Annotated in this window: 19 protein-coding genes; 6 read left to right on the top strand and 13 right to left on the bottom strand. The window is 40.8% G+C overall.

The annotated features are described in order from the left end of the window. Positions 1–60: 60 nt before the first annotated feature. The 3 genes from FBB35_RS35895 to FBB35_RS25195 form a co-directional block, all read right to left on the bottom strand. Positions 61–198, bottom strand: a complete 138-nt coding sequence (locus tag FBB35_RS35895; RefSeq protein WP_368041800.1) for a hypothetical protein — start codon at positions 196–198, stop codon at positions 61–63. A 370-nt stretch (positions 199–568) separates the two neighbouring features. Then, entirely contained in the window at positions 569–2,389 is a 1,821-nt protein-coding gene (locus FBB35_RS25200) for an ABC transporter ATP-binding protein (RefSeq protein WP_174711907.1), read from the bottom strand. A gap of 88 nt (positions 2,390–2,477) precedes the next feature. Next, positions 2,478–3,278 carry a DUF6816 family protein gene (locus FBB35_RS25195; RefSeq protein WP_174713762.1) on the bottom strand — a complete coding sequence of 267 codons (801 nt, stop codon included), beginning with the start codon at positions 3,276–3,278 and terminating at the stop codon, positions 2,478–2,480. Positions 3,279–3,598: 320 nt separating this feature from the next. On the opposite strand from FBB35_RS25195, the gene FBB35_RS25190 reads away from it, so the two are divergent. Next, the gene (locus FBB35_RS25190; protein ID WP_174711906.1) at positions 3,599–3,937 is read left to right on the top strand and encodes a carbon dioxide-concentrating mechanism protein CcmK; all 339 of its coding nucleotides are present in this window, start codon (positions 3,599–3,601) and stop codon (positions 3,935–3,937) included. Between the two features lie 9 nt (positions 3,938–3,946). Here the strand turns inward: FBB35_RS25190 and FBB35_RS25185 are convergent, their stop codons facing one another. The 5 genes from FBB35_RS25185 to ffh form a co-directional block, all read right to left on the bottom strand. After that, positions 3,947–4,351, bottom strand: coding sequence for a ChuX/HutX family heme-like substrate-binding protein (locus tag FBB35_RS25185; protein ID WP_174711905.1), 405 nt, complete (start codon positions 4,349–4,351; stop codon positions 3,947–3,949). Between the two features lie 57 nt (positions 4,352–4,408). Next, the gene (locus tag FBB35_RS25180; RefSeq protein ID WP_174713761.1) at positions 4,409–5,362 is read right to left on the bottom strand and encodes a PhoH family protein; all 954 of its coding nucleotides are present in this window, start codon (positions 5,360–5,362) and stop codon (positions 4,409–4,411) included. A 254-nt stretch (positions 5,363–5,616) separates the two neighbouring features. Further along, positions 5,617–6,054: a KH domain-containing protein gene (locus tag FBB35_RS25175; RefSeq protein ID WP_174711904.1), complete on the bottom strand. Its 438-nt coding sequence runs from the start codon at positions 6,052–6,054 to the stop codon at positions 5,617–5,619. Next, positions 6,014–6,277 (bottom strand): 30S ribosomal protein S16, encoded by a 264-nt coding sequence (rpsP, locus tag FBB35_RS25170; RefSeq protein ID WP_094328165.1) that lies wholly within the window; start codon positions 6,275–6,277, stop codon positions 6,014–6,016. The genes FBB35_RS25175 and rpsP overlap by 41 nt, the downstream gene beginning before the upstream one ends. 212 nt (positions 6,278–6,489) lie before the next feature. Next, entirely contained in the window at positions 6,490–7,956 is a 1,467-nt protein-coding gene (gene ffh, locus FBB35_RS25165; RefSeq protein ID WP_174711903.1) for a signal recognition particle protein, read from the bottom strand. 215 nt (positions 7,957–8,171) lie between these two features. Between ffh and FBB35_RS25160 the strand changes: the two genes are divergently transcribed. After that, positions 8,172–8,801, top strand: a complete 630-nt coding sequence (locus tag FBB35_RS25160) for a Uma2 family endonuclease (protein WP_174711902.1) — start codon at positions 8,172–8,174, stop codon at positions 8,799–8,801. Positions 8,802–8,849: 48 nt separating this feature from the next. On the opposite strand, the gene FBB35_RS35890 is transcribed toward FBB35_RS25160, so the two are convergent. Continuing rightward, a complete protein-coding gene (locus FBB35_RS35890; RefSeq protein ID WP_217481672.1) occupies positions 8,850–10,340 on the bottom strand; it encodes a toll/interleukin-1 receptor domain-containing protein in 1,491 nt (496 codons plus the stop codon). A gap of 169 nt (positions 10,341–10,509) precedes the next feature. Here FBB35_RS35890 and FBB35_RS25150 point away from each other — a divergent pair, with 169 nt between their 5' ends. Further along, positions 10,510–10,695 carry a DsbA family protein gene (locus FBB35_RS25150; RefSeq protein ID WP_254625689.1) on the top strand — a complete coding sequence of 62 codons (186 nt, stop codon included), beginning with the start codon at positions 10,510–10,512 and terminating at the stop codon, positions 10,693–10,695. A gap of 7 nt (positions 10,696–10,702) precedes the next feature. Here FBB35_RS25150 and FBB35_RS25145 read toward each other — a convergent pair whose 3' ends face one another. After that, entirely contained in the window at positions 10,703–11,188 is a 486-nt protein-coding gene (locus FBB35_RS25145) for a hypothetical protein (protein ID WP_174711901.1), read from the bottom strand. A gap of 89 nt (positions 11,189–11,277) precedes the next feature. Between FBB35_RS25145 and FBB35_RS25140 the strand changes: the two genes are divergently transcribed. Further along, entirely contained in the window at positions 11,278–11,676 is a 399-nt protein-coding gene (locus tag FBB35_RS25140; protein ID WP_174711900.1) for a hypothetical protein, read from the top strand. A gap of 14 nt (positions 11,677–11,690) precedes the next feature. Here FBB35_RS25140 and FBB35_RS25135 read toward each other — a convergent pair whose 3' ends face one another. Both FBB35_RS25135 and FBB35_RS25130 read right to left on the bottom strand, forming a co-directional pair. Continuing rightward, a complete protein-coding gene (locus tag FBB35_RS25135; RefSeq protein WP_174711899.1) occupies positions 11,691–13,073 on the bottom strand; it encodes an aminopeptidase P family protein in 1,383 nt (460 codons plus the stop codon). Between the two features lie 34 nt (positions 13,074–13,107). Continuing rightward, positions 13,108–13,371, bottom strand: a complete 264-nt coding sequence (locus FBB35_RS25130) for a hypothetical protein (RefSeq protein ID WP_174711898.1) — start codon at positions 13,369–13,371, stop codon at positions 13,108–13,110. A gap of 335 nt (positions 13,372–13,706) precedes the next feature. On the opposite strand from FBB35_RS25130, the gene FBB35_RS25125 reads away from it, so the two are divergent. Next, a complete protein-coding gene (locus FBB35_RS25125; protein WP_174711897.1) occupies positions 13,707–14,507 on the top strand; it encodes a PhzF family phenazine biosynthesis protein in 801 nt (266 codons plus the stop codon). 7 nt (positions 14,508–14,514) lie between these two features. Here FBB35_RS25125 and FBB35_RS25120 read toward each other — a convergent pair whose 3' ends face one another. Next, complete coding sequence (locus tag FBB35_RS25120; protein WP_174711896.1) at positions 14,515–14,979, bottom strand: DUF29 domain-containing protein; 465 nt, start codon at positions 14,977–14,979, stop codon at positions 14,515–14,517. 197 nt (positions 14,980–15,176) lie between these two features. Here FBB35_RS25120 and FBB35_RS25115 point away from each other — a divergent pair, with 197 nt between their 5' ends. After that, positions 15,177–16,199, top strand: a complete 1,023-nt coding sequence (locus FBB35_RS25115) for an IS4 family transposase (protein WP_174708017.1) — start codon at positions 15,177–15,179, stop codon at positions 16,197–16,199. The last annotated feature ends 319 nt before the right edge of the window (positions 16,200–16,518 follow it).

Raw genomic sequence — 16,518 nt, 5'->3', positions numbered from 1 at the left:
ACAGTATCTCCAGGCTTAAGGCTATCTTGAATGATCTGACGTAAGCGGATACGACCTTCATCATTTATAGCCTACACTTTCTGTTAAATCAATCGCCAAGACAACATCTCGTCCGCCACCCAAAACAGCAACTAAATCTAAGCCAACTTTTTGTGTAAAAGTAAGTGTTTGTCCAGGAGTAATTTTAGTTATATTCACAAATAATATAATTTAATTAAATAATTAATAAGACTTATTGCATAGATATCTAGCAAATGTAATCAGCGCTTTCATCCCCATATAAAAATGGCAATAGCAAGATTCAGTTTATATACTTAACATACGTAAATTGCAAGCCTCACTTCTTACATTACTGAAGCGGACAGAGTTCAGTAGACTATGATTTTTATCTGAAATCTATTATCACATATTGTATACATTATGACTGGTGGTTCAGAATTTCTATTCTTGTACAAAATACCGTTGGGGACAATTAAAAAAATCAACCCTATTGTATTGTCAATAAGGCCGATTTAATTAGGGGAATTAATTTATGGGATCAATCCAAAATCCCAAATGTCTATGTTCCCTAACTTAGAAGTTCTCCTGTTTCTTGCAGGGAGTGTAAGCGGCGATAAATGCCCTCGTGACGCAACAGTTCATCATGGCTACCTACTTCTACAATCTTTCCTTGCTCCAGAACTACAATTTTATCTGCTTCCCGCACTGTACTTAAACGGTGAGCAATCACAATAGTGGTGCAAGTACCCTGAATCGATCGCATCGCTAGCTGAATTGAACGCTCAGACTCATAATCTAAACTAGAGGTGGCTTCGTCAAAAATCAGTACGTCTGGTTGCACTAACAACGCCCTGGCAATTCCTAAGCGTTGTCTTTGTCCCCCAGATAACCTGACACCTCGTTCCCCCACCACAGTGTAATAACCTTTGGGTAACTGCTGCACTACTTCATCGACTCTGGCAATTCTACAGGCTTCCTTAACCTGCTCTAAACTGGCATCCCGCCTACCATAGGTGAGGTTATCCAAGATAGTACCGTTGAAAACGTCTACTTCTTGGTGAACGATCGCTAGCCTTCGTCTATACTTACCCACATTCAAAGTGCAGATATCTTGACCATCAATCAGAATTTGACCTGATTGAGGTTCAAAATATCGTAACAGCAACTTCACCAAAGTAGACTTACCAGAACCGGAACGCCCCACTAATGCCACTGTTTGGTATGGCTCAATCAACAAGTTAATATCTTGCAAAACTTGACGGTTGGCATCATATCCAAAACTGACGTGGGACAACTCAACTTTCCCAGTAAATTTATAGGGTGATTCTGTCTGGTTGCTCTCTTCTAAAAGACTAGCTGAATCAGATGGAATTGGCTCTTGGAGAAATTCGTGAAACCGCAGCATAGAAGAATAACGACGGGCAAAAAGTTCTCCCAATGTGCTAATAGGTTCTAATTCAGCATAAGCCATGCTAGAAAGAGTTAATGTCATGACAAAGTGACCAAGAGAAATTCTACCGTCTACTGTTGCCGCTAAAGTCAAACCCAGGATAGTAAAAACGCAAAACTGAATTACAGTCCTTTGCCAAGTAGCTAGTTTCACATAACCTTTGTGAACGCGATACTCAACCACCATTAGCTCACGATCCAAACGTTGTTTTTGCCGCTTTAGTTCATGAGCTTCAGTAGCAAATGCTTTTACCGTTTTGATGTTGGTGATCAGTTCGGAATTACGACTTTCCGTATCTTCTGAATATTTATCCAGAATAGTTTCATGCCAAATTAGGTGCTTTAAATCCTTCAAGCTAAAGCCAAGAATAACGACAAAGGAAATCAAATATAAAATCGCAATTCGCCACTCAATCACCAAGATAAACAAGAAAATTCCCAATACCCGAACTAGTTTAGGAATTAACTGTCCGGCAACTTCAGGGTAAGTAAAAGTGTGGTTAGAAATACCTCTTGCTATTCTTCCAGCAATTCGTCCGGGGTTATTTTCATCATAAAATTCTAGTGGAAGAGTGAGAATTTTTTCTACGGCTGTTTGGGCTTTCTGGCGACGCAACCTTAAAGATATATCCCAGTGAAACCAATGGGTTAACCAAGGTTGGGTTGGAGCTTTAACTACGGTGACAATGAAAACTAAACCCAGTAATACACCCAAAGATAGGGTTTTATTAATAGGGTAATTAGTGATGTCCGAAAAAGTTGCGATCGCACTTTGAAGTGGTTTATCTAAAGGTTGAGCAGACAAAACGTTTAAAATCTGCCCAATCGCGTAAGGTACAACTAAATCAATAACTTCGTAAATGCTAGATGCTGTAATACTGAAAACACTCAGTTTCCAGTCAGAGCGAAAGTAATTGACAATATCTTGAAATTTGGCCATGATGCACACCGTCCAAGAGCGCGATCGTAAACTTGGAATCTATATATTACAAACGTATTACAAAGTAGTCAAGGGCTATAGATTTAAATCACTCCTTTGGAGTAGTAAGCATTTGTGTTGGGACAAATTCTAGGTGATAGCGATAGAGAGCAACTGGCCGAGAACCAGCTTTAAAGTAATCTGGATCTTGGGGTGAAAGATAGACAGCAGTAACTTGATCTGCCTCAATCGCCGGATTCGCTGTTAGGAGTTTATGATAAGCGGTGGTAGATTCTACGGAGTTTAAATAGGGGCGCGAACCGCCTTTAAATAATTGTTGAAACACTTCTGTAGTGATAAATTTGCCATCAGGGATAGTTTCTGTAGCCCGTGCAGTCACAATGGAGACTAATTGGCGGCTGCTACGCAAGAATGTAATCTGACGATTAGGTGAATCTGGATCTACTTTGACTGATAACACTGCTTCATTCCCTAAATAAGCCCGTGCCAAATTCAAACTATTAAACGCTCTATCTGCTACTAAACTTGGGGATTTTTTATCTATCTGAGGGAATATTTTTAACCTAGCTAGATGTGGTTGATCCTCCACAAATCTTACTACAAAACTCACAGGCTGATTTAATTGTCGGCGATTACCTTCAAAGCCTGGAGTTACTATATTTGGTGCTAAAGGTGCGGCTAAATCTACTAAAGTACTCGTAACTTGCCAAGAACCAGCCATCCATTTTGGGTAAACCAAATCACCTGAAGCCGGTTGCACTGAAGTTAATTTTTCCCACTGGGGAAAATTTGCTAACCGTTCAGACAATTCTCCTGCAAGAGCTTCACCACTCCACAGGAGGAATGAAAGCAGCAAGCAAAAACTCCAAATTACCTTTATTTTAAGCATTCGCAATTTTGTATTTAACATTTATTATTTATCGATTAAAAATCAAGTAATTTTGTGTAAAAAATCAAAAAAAATTAGTAAGTGCTTTAGCACTCAAGCACTTACTAAAAGATAATCACAGAGCTTTATTTTTCTTTCTATAGTTCACTTTATTTGCGTTAATTTACTTCAAATATGGGATAATGATACACTAAATATATTGCGTATTATCCTGCTAGCTATTAACTCACAGAATATCGTTTAGTAACTAATTTACCATCACAATTAGCCGGATATAGTTAAAAATATCTAACTCTACAATCCTAAATTATGGTGACAGCATGACATTGGCACTAGGCATGATTGAAGTTTATGGCGTTCCCACAGCAGTGGAAGTTGGAGATGCCATGTGTAAAGCTGCTCATATCACCCTTGTTGGTTATGAAAATACTGATTTAGGACGAATTACCGTATTAATTCGAGGGGTTATTGGCGAGGTGAATGTGGCGGTGACAGTAGGAGTAAAGGCGGTGCTGCGGGTTAACGGTGGCGAGGTGCTTTCTTCTCATATTATTCCTCGACCTCATGAAAATTTAGAATATGTTTTACCGATTCATCACAGCGTGAATGTGCAGCAGTTCAGTACAGATATCAGATTTCCTCCACCCCTGTCAGTTTAGCTGTATGTATTAAATTTCTGCTGGTAAGGGTTCCCAAACTTCCCCATACTTCTCTTTTAGAGTTTCCCAAGCTTCCACCTGGCCTGGTTCATATTCTCCCGGTTTACCCCATTGTAAAAATAGGCTTAAAGCAGACTCATGTTTATCATCTAAAAACCTAATGGCATAGGTTGTAAAATTACCTCTTTTAGCTTCACCAGTTTCAAATTTAACCTGAATAATTTTGTCCATATTCAAATGAAACTCAAAGCCTTCTGTGTGCATATTTGCATACTTACCCTTTGGTAATTCTGCATAAAATAGCTTTTCGATCTTGCCACGTGCTTCTAATACAGCCGCGCTACTAGTAACAATTAAACGCAAAGTTCCTAGAGTCTCACAAGCTTCTAAAAATTCTTTCAAAGTAGTACTCATAAATTATTATCCTTTATTATTTGTGATTCCCAATTCCCAATTTCCAATTCCCAATTCTTATTTTTCGTATTGTTCATAAGCAGCGACAATACGCTGAACTAAAGGATGACGCACGACATCTTTTTGAGTAAATTCGCAAAAAGCAATGCCTTCAACGTGTTTTAAAATTTGTAAAGCCACTCCTAAACCCGATTGTTGGTGAAGTGGTAAATCAGTTTGTGTCATGTCGCCTGTAATCACCATCCGCGAACGAAAACCCAAACGAGTCAAAACCATTTTCATCTGAGCGGGTGTAGTATTTTGAGCTTCATCGACAATGATAAAAGCGTTATTCAGTGTGCGTCCCCGCATATAGGCGAGTGGTGCTACTTCAATCACACCGCGTTCCATTAAACTGGGTACTTTTTCTGGGTCGATGAATTCATAAATAGCATCATAAAGGGGGCGAAGATAGGGATTAACTTTTTGCTGCAAGTCTCCAGGCAAAAAACCGAGTTTTTCACCAGCTTCGACGGCAGGGCGAGTTAAAATTAGCTTTTCAACCTGGTTGGCAAGGAGTGCTTGTACGGCAACAACAACGGCGAGATAAGTCTTGCCAGTACCAGCAGGCCCAATCCCAAAAGTGAGATCGCGCTTACGGAGTGCGTCAATATATTGACGCTGACGGAAGGTTTTGGCACGGACTTCTTCGCCCCGGCGACTTTTGGCAAGGACATTTCGCTGTAAATCTTGCAATTCCTCTTGCCGATCGCTATCTATGGCTTGACGGGCTGTTAAAATATCGGCATTGGTGATGATATTGCCTTTAATCCAGAGGTCTTCAAGCGATCGCACTAATCGAGAAGCCAGATCGATTTGCCCTTGGGTACCAGAAATCAATAATTCTTGCCCACGTAGCACTAAAGTGGCTCCTGTTTGCCGAGATAGGGATTTGAGATTTTCTTCTCCATCTCCTGCAAGAGCGATCGCACTAGCAACATTCGGCAGCTGAATTGTTAAAGCACCTGCCATAGTATTTTTTAATTCGTAAGGATCTATTTTTGACAAAGGTTAATATTTTTTCCCTAAAGGCGGAATTACGCTTTTTACTTACATTTTAGAAAAATATTTGCAACAAATGAATCGGCGTAGGGGCGTAAATCTGTACAACCCTGTTGGTGAAGAGTTCAAAAAAAGATCCAAAAATCTTTTTACTACTTTCTATCTTTATAAAAATTCTGAGCGGAGGTAACTACAACCGCTCAGATTTGCTCTCTAGTTTTAAGCTAGCGGAGGCGGGGTTTAACAATGGGTTTAGGCCCATCATTTCCACGCGCTTCTCTCCTAGTCGGTGGTGGCGATCGCTCTTCTGTCTCTTCATCAAAAGACATACCTTCACGGCCCGGAGTGGTACTGCCGTAGATATCTAGGTATGCTGATTGCCCAGCTGCGGCTGCGGCTGCGGCAATTACTGTACGAATCGCCTGAATATTGCGTCCCCCTCGACCAAACACTTTCCCTTTATCTGTACTTTCAAAGGCGATGCGAACCCAAACCCGTTTTAGGGCTTGAGAAATTTCACAATCGACACTTAAAGTCTCTGGAGATTCCAAAAATGGCTGCACCAAAAACCGAACCAGATCAACATAGTTGGGACTGGCTGTTGGCAATTTTGTTCCGAAATTATGATGCGGCTGTTGTTGCACTGACCTGTTCAAAAACATTAGCTTTTACTAGAATGCGACGTACGGTGTCAGTGGGTTGAGCGCCTTGTTGTAGTCGCTTGACGATACCGGGAACGTCTAATCGCACTTCATCAGTTCTGGGGTTATAAAATCCCAATTCTTCTAGGGGACGGCCATCACGGCGAGCGAGGTTGTTAATGGCGACAATACGGTAACTTGCTTCCCGTTTTTTACCGAATCGTTTCAAGCGCAGTTTGATCATGTTGAAGAATAATTCTCCTGTTTAGATATTAGTTAGCAACTAGTGGGTGAGGAAGCAACCTAAATCTGGCTATTGCCGAGAAATTGAGGGTTAGTTTCCTCTGCTGATAAATTCTGAGGTCGAAATGCTAATTTTAGCACTGCCTAGCATTTGCTGCTATTAGTCATTGGTCATTTGTCATTTGTCATTTGTAAATTACCAATGCCCAATAATTAAAGATTGCCGAACCCTTTTTTCTTTTTCTCTTTGGTTTTTTTCTTTTTCGTGCCTGCATCACCACCATAACCCCGCCATCCGGGGGCTGCGGGACGATTACCTGCACCAGCGAAGGCGTTGCCCATACCGCCACCACCGCCGAACATTCCCGGCATTCCAGGGAAGCCACCTTGACCCATTTGCTGCATGAGCGATCGCATTTTTTGGAAATCACCCACTAGTTTAGTCACATCTGACTCTCTATAACCAGAGCCAGAAGCAATCCGCCGCCGCCGACTGGGAGAACTGGCTAATAAATCGGGGTCATGGCGTTCTTGGCGAGTCATGGAGTTAATCATGGCCTCGCAGCGCTTTAGCTGGGTTTCTCCCTGCTTAAGCTGATCGTCTGAGAGCTTGTTCATCCCTGGGATCATCTTGATAAAGCCTCCCAGAGATCCCATATTCTTCAGCATCCGTAACTGCTTGAGAAAGTCAGTAAAGTCAAACTTCGCTGACAGGATTTTCTCCTGCATTTTCTCAGCATCTGCTAAATCGAACTCTTCCTGGGCTTTTTCTACCAGGGTTAGCACATCGCCCATGCCCAAAATTCGGGATGCCATGCGATCGGGATAAAAGGGTTGCAGTGCCTCGACTTTCTCACCCACGCCCACAAACTTAATTGGCGCTCCCGAAATCTTTCGCACAGAAAGCGCTGCACCACCACGGCTATCACCATCCATTTTGGTGAGAATCGCCCCAGTAATTCCGATTTGATCGTGGAAGGTGCGGGTCAGATTTGCTGCCTCTTGACCGGTCATTGCGTCCACCACCAAGAGAGTTTCATGGGGTTGAACAGTTGCTTTGATGCGGGCTAATTCCGCCATCATATCTTCGTCAATTTGCAGACGACCAGCAGTATCAATAATTACTGTGTTTACACCTTCTGCCCTAGCGCGTTCTACACCCTGTCGAGCGATTTCTACGGGATCTGCGTCGCTTCCTAGTTCAAATACTGGTACGTCAATTTGCTTACCCAACGTCAGCAACTGGTCGATCGCGGCTGGGCGATATACGTCTGTCGCCACCAACAAGCAGCTACGCTCTAATTTTCTCAGATGTAAGGCTAACTTAGCCGTAGCTGTGGTTTTACCAGTACCTTGCAACCCAGCCATCAAGATAATAGTCGGCTTTTCCTGGGCTTCTGCGATCGGAACATTTTCTTCTCCCATTACCTCCACCAGTTCATCGTGAACAATTTTGATGAACTGTTGGTCAGGTCGCACGCCGGTAACTACTTCGGCTCCCTGGGCTTTGGCTTCGACTTCGCTAATAAAATCTTTGACTACCTGGAGGTTAACATCTGCCTCCAACAAGGCGCGGCGCACTTCGCGCAATGCATCTTGAATGTTGGATTGAGAAATTTTGTCCTGTCCCCGCAGTTTTTTCCAGGCGGCTTCTAAACGGTCAGATAGAGCATCAAACATAATGTAATTACAGGTAGTTCGCCAATGAGGAATCTTGAACCGCCGATAAATGCGATTCCGAATTTCCGCTAAATTTTAAACGTGCTATTTACCAGCTTAGTAGTTTTCACCGCGACTGTAGCAACCAGATACCTACCTTTATAGAAGATTGAGCTTAAAGTACAATGAGGCGAAGAAGGGCTATTGTACAGCGAGAACCTACATCACATATCGCTATGACTAGCAACATACTGCTTCAACCTACAGAAATCGTCCACCTATCAGGTATAAGTTGGCAAACTTATGAAAACTTACTAACTGAACTTAGTGCTAGTCGCCGCCTCCGGCTTACTTACAATCGAGGTACTTTAGAAATCATGGTTCCTTCGCCTGAACATGAGAGTTATAAAAAAGTCTTGGGTCGATTTGTTGAAACTCTAGCGGAAGAATTAGAAGTCAATATTCAACCCCTTGGTTCTACTACTTTCAAACGTCCAGAACTGATTGGTGCAGAACCAGATGAATGCTTTTACATTAAAAATATCCAGTTAATAAAAGGCAAAAAAAGAATTAATTTGCAACAAGATCCTCCGCCAGATTTGGTAGTGGAAGTTGATATTACTAGCAGTTCTAAAAATCGCTTTGAAGTCTATGCTGATATGGGTGTGCCTGAAATCTGGCTATATGATGGTAATGATTTTAGTATTAACATTTTAGAAAATCAAAAATATATATCTGTTGAACGGAGTTTAGCATTTCCCAATCTGCCATTAACAGAGATTTCTAACTTTTTAGAACAGGTGGGAGAAAAAGATTATTTGGAATTAATTAAAGAATTTCGCCAATGGGTTAAAAGCCAAATTTAATATCAAAATACCGAATTTAAACTATAGTTTTGCCTGATGTTTTTCAGCTTACCTGCCTTTGGGTGCAAGTAAAGCTTTGACAATGCGGACAGTCATAAGTCTTCCCTGCAAAACTTTTTCAACTACCCCTAACTGGTACGAGCGGACAGAATAGGGAATGATACGCAGCAAACGTAACCAAACCCCATGAGCCGTAAATATTAACCAGAAGTAATCATACCATCGTGTTCTTAAAGCTTCTCCATAAGAGATATTTAGTTTTTTAGCAACATATAATGAGTGAAGTAATAATTCAACTGTAAATATAATATTAAAAGGTAAATCAATTAGCCAAAAATTATCCACAGGTTCGCCATCTTCTCCGAAACTGCGGTAGTAGTTTTGTGAAATTAAGGGTCGGATTTTCTGGTTAAAAAAATTAATTTCTCGGTTCCAGCCTTTTTCATATAAATATGCTTGACTCCAAAAAAGACTAAAGGACTGTTTTGCAGACTTGTTACCAGTGCGATCCCGTATTCGATTTCTAATTTTTTCAAAAGTACCACTCTTACCCACGGCTGCAAATGGGTTAGTGTCAATCATCTCGTTGCTAAGACGCCTTATTTGCTCTAGTCTGCTATTTACCTGAGACGACTGTAACCCTGTTTGGCTGATTTGTTCTTCTAGTGCATCTACTGTTTGTAAATAGTTTTTCGTGTCTCGATGAGGTTCAATACCTTTAATTGGGTCATAAATCTGGGTAATTTGTGGAAGTTTTAGGAAGTAAAAATCACGCCAAGGAATATAGGTTATATTAAAGACTACCAGAAATATATTAACAGTAGCTAAAAGGTAAAATCCCCATTCAACAAGCAAAGGAAAAATATCCCGTTTTGAACGTCGGAAACTGGTAATCAGTTTATAAAAATTATTAATAAATATAACTAGATTCCGGTAGAAAAGAGATGCAGTTTCGGCTGTGAGACTGGCAGTAATATACTCTCTATGAAGATTTGTTGCTTCTGGTTCTTTATAGACGTTTTGCGTTAACCATTGCTCGGCATCTGCCAAGGCACTACCGCGTAGCAAATAACTGGCATCACGACTTTTTTTATCCCATTCATTAGCACGCACCAGCAAGTGTGTGTGGGTACGAACGTGATCTAAATCTGTATCAATTGCTTTTATCAACGCTTGAAAAGCACTTGCGAAATCATCTACATCCCTAAAGAACAACCAATTATACTTTGATAAGGCAGGATGCACTTGCATCATTTCAGAATTTTCTCGTCGCACAAGCGGTATTAGCCGCTTGTTGTGTTTAACAGCATGTTCAATCTCCTGATGGCAAATCTTTGAAGTTATCGAATCTGGACTGATAATGAAGACAAAGGTGTTAGCGCCCTCAATTCCAGCCTCAATCTCGAACCACCAGTCTGCTGTAATCGGGATATCTTGCCAGTCTACCCAAGTATCTTGATGATATTGTTGAAGTGATGTATGAAGTTTTTGGACAAACTCCTTATCCTTTCGGGAATATGAAATAAAAACATCAGTCATATTGCAACTCTTGTCTAAGGGAGTAACTTCGCTTGTTAATTTCTTCAGATGTTAACAGCTTCTTTTGAGAGCATAAAGCATTAATCCAATGTTTCCGTAGCTTCTTCAAATATAAAGTCCAATAGCGAACCAACACAGAACAAGATGTACAGCTGCAAATGATGTCGAGTTGAATGGCGATCGCATTCTTGAGTTAATTCATGGCGAAGCAGCCAAAAAAGCAGCAGTCGCAGCCTTAGCAGAATACGAACAGTTTGGCTGTCCCGGAGTCCCCACTTGGGTAGTGGAAGGCAAGAGATTTTGGGGAAAGGATCGCGTTGATTGGGTTGTCGAAAAGGTAAAGCAATTATCTTAACTCTTTCTCAATGAGTCGTCGGTTTTGAACGCTGTTGTTGATAAAAGCGGACAACTTTTTGCACATAGTCAGCAGTGAAACCTTTGTCACAACCTTTATAACTACCAGTCATCCACCAACAAGATGCGCCACGCACAGATGCAATTTCATTATTGTTGGTGGCGCGGAACTGATTGGTTAACTCCCGACGGGTAATGCAAGAGACAACTTGACGAGCGATCGCAGGACTGTTTTCAAATTGTGCCGGTGTTAGTTCTCGTTTGAGACAAGTTTTTGACCAGCCTTTGAGGGTTTCTGGTTTAACTTGCCATTCGCTGTAATATCCATCGTTGGGGTTTTTTGTCTGCGGTGCAGCCTGTCGCAATGCTTCTACCATCGCTGCAACTTGGCTATCAGAAATCGGTACTGGCTGCTGTGCTTGAGCTAATAATGGCAATAGTCCGAAGCTGACAATAACTCCGTTGAGTAGTAATCCTATGGGGTTTTTTATCATGAATTTGGAATTACTTTAGATATCATGAGGTATCATATTATATTTTTACAGTACTAATTAATAAACATGAGAGTAGTTTTATTTTTACTATGCGAATAGCCAGACGTGATGATTGGAAAACAGAACAGATGCCTTCTGCGTCCACAAATATCACAGTAGAAAAATTTTACTCACAGGAAGAATTTGACCGAATTACTGCTGGAGTCATTCCAGAGCAGATGGAAGATAAGTGGTTCATTTTCTATGAGGCTCCTTGGCTATACTTGCATCGTAGTTGGACTGGTTTTTGCATTTTCAAAGTGCGTTTTCAGGTACTTGGAGAAAGTGTAAAAATTGTTGAAGTGCAGGTAAATCGAGATCCAGCAGAGTACTCTAACACCGACAATGAGCGCGATGCCTCTATGTTAAAAATCTTGCTGGATTCACGAGCTAAACGTGATGTACGAAATCAAATGTTCGGTTACATCAAAGGTGAATCCAGTAATTAAACATCCTTATAAACTCAGGCATTGACTAAATTTTCTATAGTATCGGCATCATTTGGTAAGGCGGCTGTTAAAACTTCGCTACCTGCTGGGGTAACTAAAACATCATCTTCAATGCGGATTCCGCGCACATCGGCAAATTCAGATAAACGCTGCCAATTAACTACATTTTGATATTTTGAGCGCAGATTAGGATCATTTAAAATTGCTGGTACTTGATAAAAACCAGGCTCAATTGTGACTAACATTCCTGGACGCAAGGGACGATTTAAACGCAGGTAGCCCAAGCCAAAGCGATCGCTCCTTTGCCGTCCTTCTTCATATCCTGCTATATCTCCCAAATCTTCCATATCATGGACATCTAAACCCAGTAGATGACCAATACCATGAGGGAAAAACAGCGCGTGGGCATCCATCTCTACTAAATCTTGGGGATTTCCTTGGAAAATGCCTAACTCTACTAAACCTTCAGCTATAACCGTGGCAGCTAGTAGATGAATATCTTCATACTCTACACCAGGCTGTATTTTGGCAATGCAAGCATCATGAGCCGCCAATACTACATTATAAATATCTCTCTGGGTAGATGAAAACTTACCCGAAACTGGCCATGTGCGAGTTACATCACCTGCCCAACCTATCTCAGTTTCAGCGCCAACATCAGCAAGTAGTAAATCACCTGGTTGCAAAGGGTGATGATAATGTTCGTTATGCAAAACTTCACCATGAACGGTGACAATACTGTTGTAAGAAGTGGTCATGTTATGGGCAATAATTACCCCTTCCATCGCTGCACGAACTTCTGCTTCTAGCTTGGCTTGAGGTGTTGCTGCCATCCCAGCTTTGTGGGCTTGAACAGTGACAGTAGCAGCTTTTCGCAACTCGGTTAATGCAGCTTCATCGTGGGTGAGGCGGATAGAAGCGATCGCTTTGGCTAAATCTAAGTCAATTCCTTGGGGAGGACTTTGGGGTAAAACCCATCTATTTAATAGCTGTGATTGTTGCGTCCATGTTGCTGCATCTTGTACAGCAAGTGTGACGGCATCTTCTAGCCAAGATTCCAATTCTGTCATTGACCCTGCCACATCTGCCCCAATCTTCTGCGCTATTTCCTCGCGCGTTGGCGTTTCTCCATGCCAAAGGGCGCTGCTGGGTGATTGATCGTCGATGAATAGTTCTAGCCTGCCGGCTTCTAAACGAATTGCCGCATTTGATAATGGCAGTCCGGCAAAATAGAGGAAATGACTGTTAGCGCGGAACGGAAAGGTATTTGCTGGAAAGTTGCGGGGACTGTTGCTACCTGACCACAGAATGACGGGAAACTTAATGAGGTTTGCTAGTTTTTGCCGTCGGAGGCGTAAACAATCGATGAAAGAAGTAGAAGTTTGTGGGATAAGCATAAATGGAAACCCAAGGTTATAGTTTTGCCTTTATTTAGTCGTTATCGTCTTTCTCGTCTTTCTCGTCGTGTTTATCATTTTTGCGATCGCTATTTTTGTCATCATCATCATCTTTATCTTTCTGCTTAGGTTGTTGGATAGGTTCTATGACTCGTGGTTTTTGTTGCTCAGTTGGAGCAGATGGTTGCGGTACCTCAACAACACAGCTAACTAATCCTCCAGAAATTAGCGCTAAGTTGACAGCAGCAAAGATGCTTCTGAAGATTTTTATCCCCATATTTCCGTTTTGCTTAGACATTGACCCTAGTTTTTGGAGATTGTATTCCTAATTTATAAGGTACTGTATATGGCGATTTCTATTTGGATGTAACAGCACGGATGTGAACCCTTACGAACCAGTGCCTGTATTCCACATCGAAAATCCCTATAGACTAATACGCTTGGCTTAAAGCTATAAATTTTTGTCTTTGGAACAAGGCGCAGAGGATACAGAGAGAAACAATAAATGCTTAAATGAACTTTAATGCGCTTTAGACGCGTAGCAATGGGCTTAAAAATAATCTTAACTATTGGCATAAATCTCTAACACACTCCTGATAAGTATATTGCTGTCTAATTTTTAGGGTGACTCTAATGGGACAAATCATTACTCAGGTTGATGCTTTTACCAATAGACCTTTCGCAGGAAATCCTGCTGCTGTCTGTGTTTTGCATACTCGCCAAAATGAACGCTGGATGCAGAATGTGGCGCAGGAGATGAATTTATCTGAGACAGCTTTTTTATTTAGACAGGATGATGGCTTCAATCTGCGTTGGTTTACGCCGACGATAGAAGTGCCTCTTTGTGGTCATGCAACCTTAGCTAGTGCCCATGTACTTTGGTCAGAGGGGTATTTGTCAGCTGATGAAGTTGCGCGTTTTTATACTAAAAGCGGAGTACTGATTGCTAAGTTACAAGGTGAGTGGATTGAGTTAGATTTTCCCGTCAATCACTCACAAGAAACAGTCGCCCCGCGAGAACTCAAGGCTGCTTTGGGTGTACCGTACAAATCTGTTTTCTTGAATTCCTTTGGTTATTTGGTGGAATTGGAATCTGAAGATTTAGTACGGCAAATACAGCCTAATTTCCAAATATTGAAAACATTACCTATTTCTGAAGTTATTGTCACTAGCATTACCGACTCTGATTCTGAATATGATTTCGTCTCTCGCTTATTTGCACCGGGTTTAGGGATTGATGAAGACCCTGTAACTGGGGCAACTCATTGCTGTCTCGCTCCTTTTTGGCGCGATCGCTTACACAAAGATGAGTTATTGGCTTATCAAGCATCTCGTCGCGGTGGAGTGGTAAAAGTCCGCTATACCGGAGGCGATCGCGTCTTTCTCGCCGGACAAGCGGTAACTGTTATGCGAGGTGAGTTATTTACCGCATAAACCTAGATTACAAATCAATCGCATCCGGTAAAAACTCAGCATCGAGAACTTGGGCAATTGGATAAGGACATTCCACTGGAAAGGTATTTATTGGTAGTTCAGTTTCATTACTAGCAGCTTTCAATCCGCGATCGTAACATTGAGCTAACACTTCTTCTGGATATGACTTGAGGCTGGGACTCTCTTCTAACAAATCTGTAATCCGGTTACGTTGCTCATTAATCGTATTTCGCCAAGAGCCACTCCGCAAATTAGACTGATATTGCCACTTTAGCAAATGCTGTAATAATACTTCCAGGCGGCTTTTCAATTCTCGCCGATCTGACCGTCCCAAGTTATCAATTTCCTCAATCACACTATCCCAATCTACCTGTTCAAATTGTCCAGCACGAATGAGTTGTACAGTTTTTTCTGCCCATGCTACAAAGTCTAGTTCATACAACTGGGCTGTACTTTTCGGAATCGGTGTCATGAGATTCTCGCAATCCACTATCAACGAGCTAGATTTTAACTATCACACGCATCCTAATGTTAGTCGATACAATGGCATTGTTAGTCAAAACAATCGTATTGTCAGGCGCAGAAGTGTTGAATGTTAAGAAAAATCCGATAAAAATAGCCCAAAATATGGTAGTTTTGGGCTAAGGCTTAAAATATATTAGTTTGATTGTGATTATAAATTCATTTCCCAAAATTGTCAAAGATATACTGAAAAGCCTGCCAAAAAACGATTATCCAGTATTGAACAGTCGTCTGTTTTTTGAGTGCTGGCTATCCTATGCCCTGGATAACAGCTTAACAAGTATGCGAGATTTGTTTAACAGATTAAATAACAATTGTTTTGAGGTAGATATTTCTACTTTCTCTAAAGCAAATTTACATCGAAGCCAAAAACCTTTTCAAGAGATTTACCAAAAATTAAATGAATTAGTACAGAAGGAAGTTCAAAAAAAGTTACACAATAAATATGCAATTTGTCCAATAGATTCAACAATTATTACTCTCACAAGTAAATTGTTATGGGTACTAGGTCATCATCAAGTCAAGCTGTTTAGTTCCTTAAATCTCTCCACAGGAAGCCCAGAAGATAACTTCATCAATTTTGGACATGACCATGATTATAAATTTGGTTCCAAAATGATGTCTAGTCTCCCAATAAATGCTGTTGGAGTAATGGATAGGGGTTTTGCTGGATTAAAATTTATCCAAGAATTAGTACAAGAAAACAAATATTTTGTTTTGCGGATAAAAAACAATTGGAAACTAGAATTTGATGGCTCAAATGGATTGGTCAAAGTTGGTGCATCTGATGATGCTCAAGCTTATAGAGTAATTAATTTCTGTGATTTAGAGACAAAAACCGAGTTTCGCTTAGTGACTAATTTACCAGAGTCGGGAGATGCAGCTGTTCATGATGATGAAATTAGGGATATTTATCGATTACGTTGGGGAGTTGAATTGTTGTGGAAGTTTTTAAAGATGCACTTAAAACTTGACAAACTCATTACCAAAAACGTCAATGGTATTACCATACAAATTTACGTGAGCTTGATAGCCTATCTGATTTTACAGCTTTTATCTATTCCCGAACAATGGGGACATACACTATTAGATAAATTCCGCTATCTTCAATCTTGTATGTGTCAGAAAATCAGCTATGTTCATTGGTTTGAGGAGATGATGTTTTGCTGACTAATTTAAGCTTTTGAGACTTAGTGTAACTAATAATGTAAAGTTTTGTATCAGCATTCAACATTTCTGTGTCAGGCGATACAATGGCATTGTTAATCAAAACAATCGTATTGTCAGGCGATACAATGGCATTGTTAGTCAAAACAATGCCATTGCAGTAGGTTGCATTTAGATGTGAAACGTTCCCGCAGGGTAGCAGAAAAAAACACCAAAATTAAAAGGCTTAGATACTCAAGTTTTTAGATAATAGGACTTACGCAAAATCATAATAAAACGAACCGCAAAGGACGCAAAGGACACAAAGTAATAAGAGTTTCAG

The organism is Nostoc sp. TCL240-02 (genome assembly GCF_013343235.1).
Taxonomy (GTDB): Bacteria; Cyanobacteriota; Cyanobacteriia; order Cyanobacteriales; family Nostocaceae; genus Nostoc.
Note: the sequence above shows the minus strand (reverse complement) of the source record. Positions and strands in the feature narration are given on the sequence as shown.

What these genes read in the sequence shown, in the direction of transcription:
- FBB35_RS25180 (WP_174713761.1), bottom strand. Translation starts at nt 5,362, where the DNA reads ATGGCAGGTGCTTTAACAATTCAGCTGCCGAATGTTGCTAGTGCGATC.
- FBB35_RS25195 (WP_174713762.1), bottom strand. Translation starts at nt 3,278, where the DNA reads ATGCTTAAAATAAAGGTAATTTGGAGTTTTTGCTTGCTGCTTTCATTC.
- FBB35_RS25140 (WP_174711900.1), top strand. Translation starts at nt 11,278, where the DNA reads ATGCGAATAGCCAGACGTGATGATTGGAAAACAGAACAGATGCCTTCT.
- FBB35_RS25130 (WP_174711898.1), bottom strand. Translation starts at nt 13,371, where the DNA reads ATGTCTAAGCAAAACGGAAATATGGGGATAAAAATCTTCAGAAGCATC.
- FBB35_RS25185 (WP_174711905.1), bottom strand. Translation starts at nt 4,351, where the DNA reads ATGAGTACTACTTTGAAAGAATTTTTAGAAGCTTGTGAGACTCTAGGA.
- FBB35_RS25135 (WP_174711899.1), bottom strand. Translation starts at nt 13,073, where the DNA reads ATGCTTATCCCACAAACTTCTACTTCTTTCATCGATTGTTTACGCCTC.
- FBB35_RS25160 (WP_174711902.1), top strand. Translation starts at nt 8,172, where the DNA reads ATGACTAGCAACATACTGCTTCAACCTACAGAAATCGTCCACCTATCA.
- FBB35_RS25200 (WP_174711907.1), bottom strand. Translation starts at nt 2,389, where the DNA reads ATGGCCAAATTTCAAGATATTGTCAATTACTTTCGCTCTGACTGGAAA.
- FBB35_RS35890 (WP_217481672.1), bottom strand. Translation starts at nt 10,340, where the DNA reads ATGACTGATGTTTTTATTTCATATTCCCGAAAGGATAAGGAGTTTGTC.
- FBB35_RS25125 (WP_174711897.1), top strand. Translation starts at nt 13,707, where the DNA reads ATGGGACAAATCATTACTCAGGTTGATGCTTTTACCAATAGACCTTTC.
- ffh (WP_174711903.1), bottom strand. Translation starts at nt 7,956, where the DNA reads ATGTTTGATGCTCTATCTGACCGTTTAGAAGCCGCCTGGAAAAAACTG.
- FBB35_RS25145 (WP_174711901.1), bottom strand. Translation starts at nt 11,188, where the DNA reads ATGATAAAAAACCCCATAGGATTACTACTCAACGGAGTTATTGTCAGC.
- FBB35_RS25175 (WP_174711904.1), bottom strand. Translation starts at nt 6,054, where the DNA reads ATGTTTTTGAACAGGTCAGTGCAACAACAGCCGCATCATAATTTCGGA.
- FBB35_RS25190 (WP_174711906.1), top strand. Translation starts at nt 3,599, where the DNA reads ATGACATTGGCACTAGGCATGATTGAAGTTTATGGCGTTCCCACAGCA.
- FBB35_RS25120 (WP_174711896.1), bottom strand. Translation starts at nt 14,979, where the DNA reads ATGACACCGATTCCGAAAAGTACAGCCCAGTTGTATGAACTAGACTTT.
- rpsP (WP_094328165.1), bottom strand. Translation starts at nt 6,277, where the DNA reads ATGATCAAACTGCGCTTGAAACGATTCGGTAAAAAACGGGAAGCAAGT.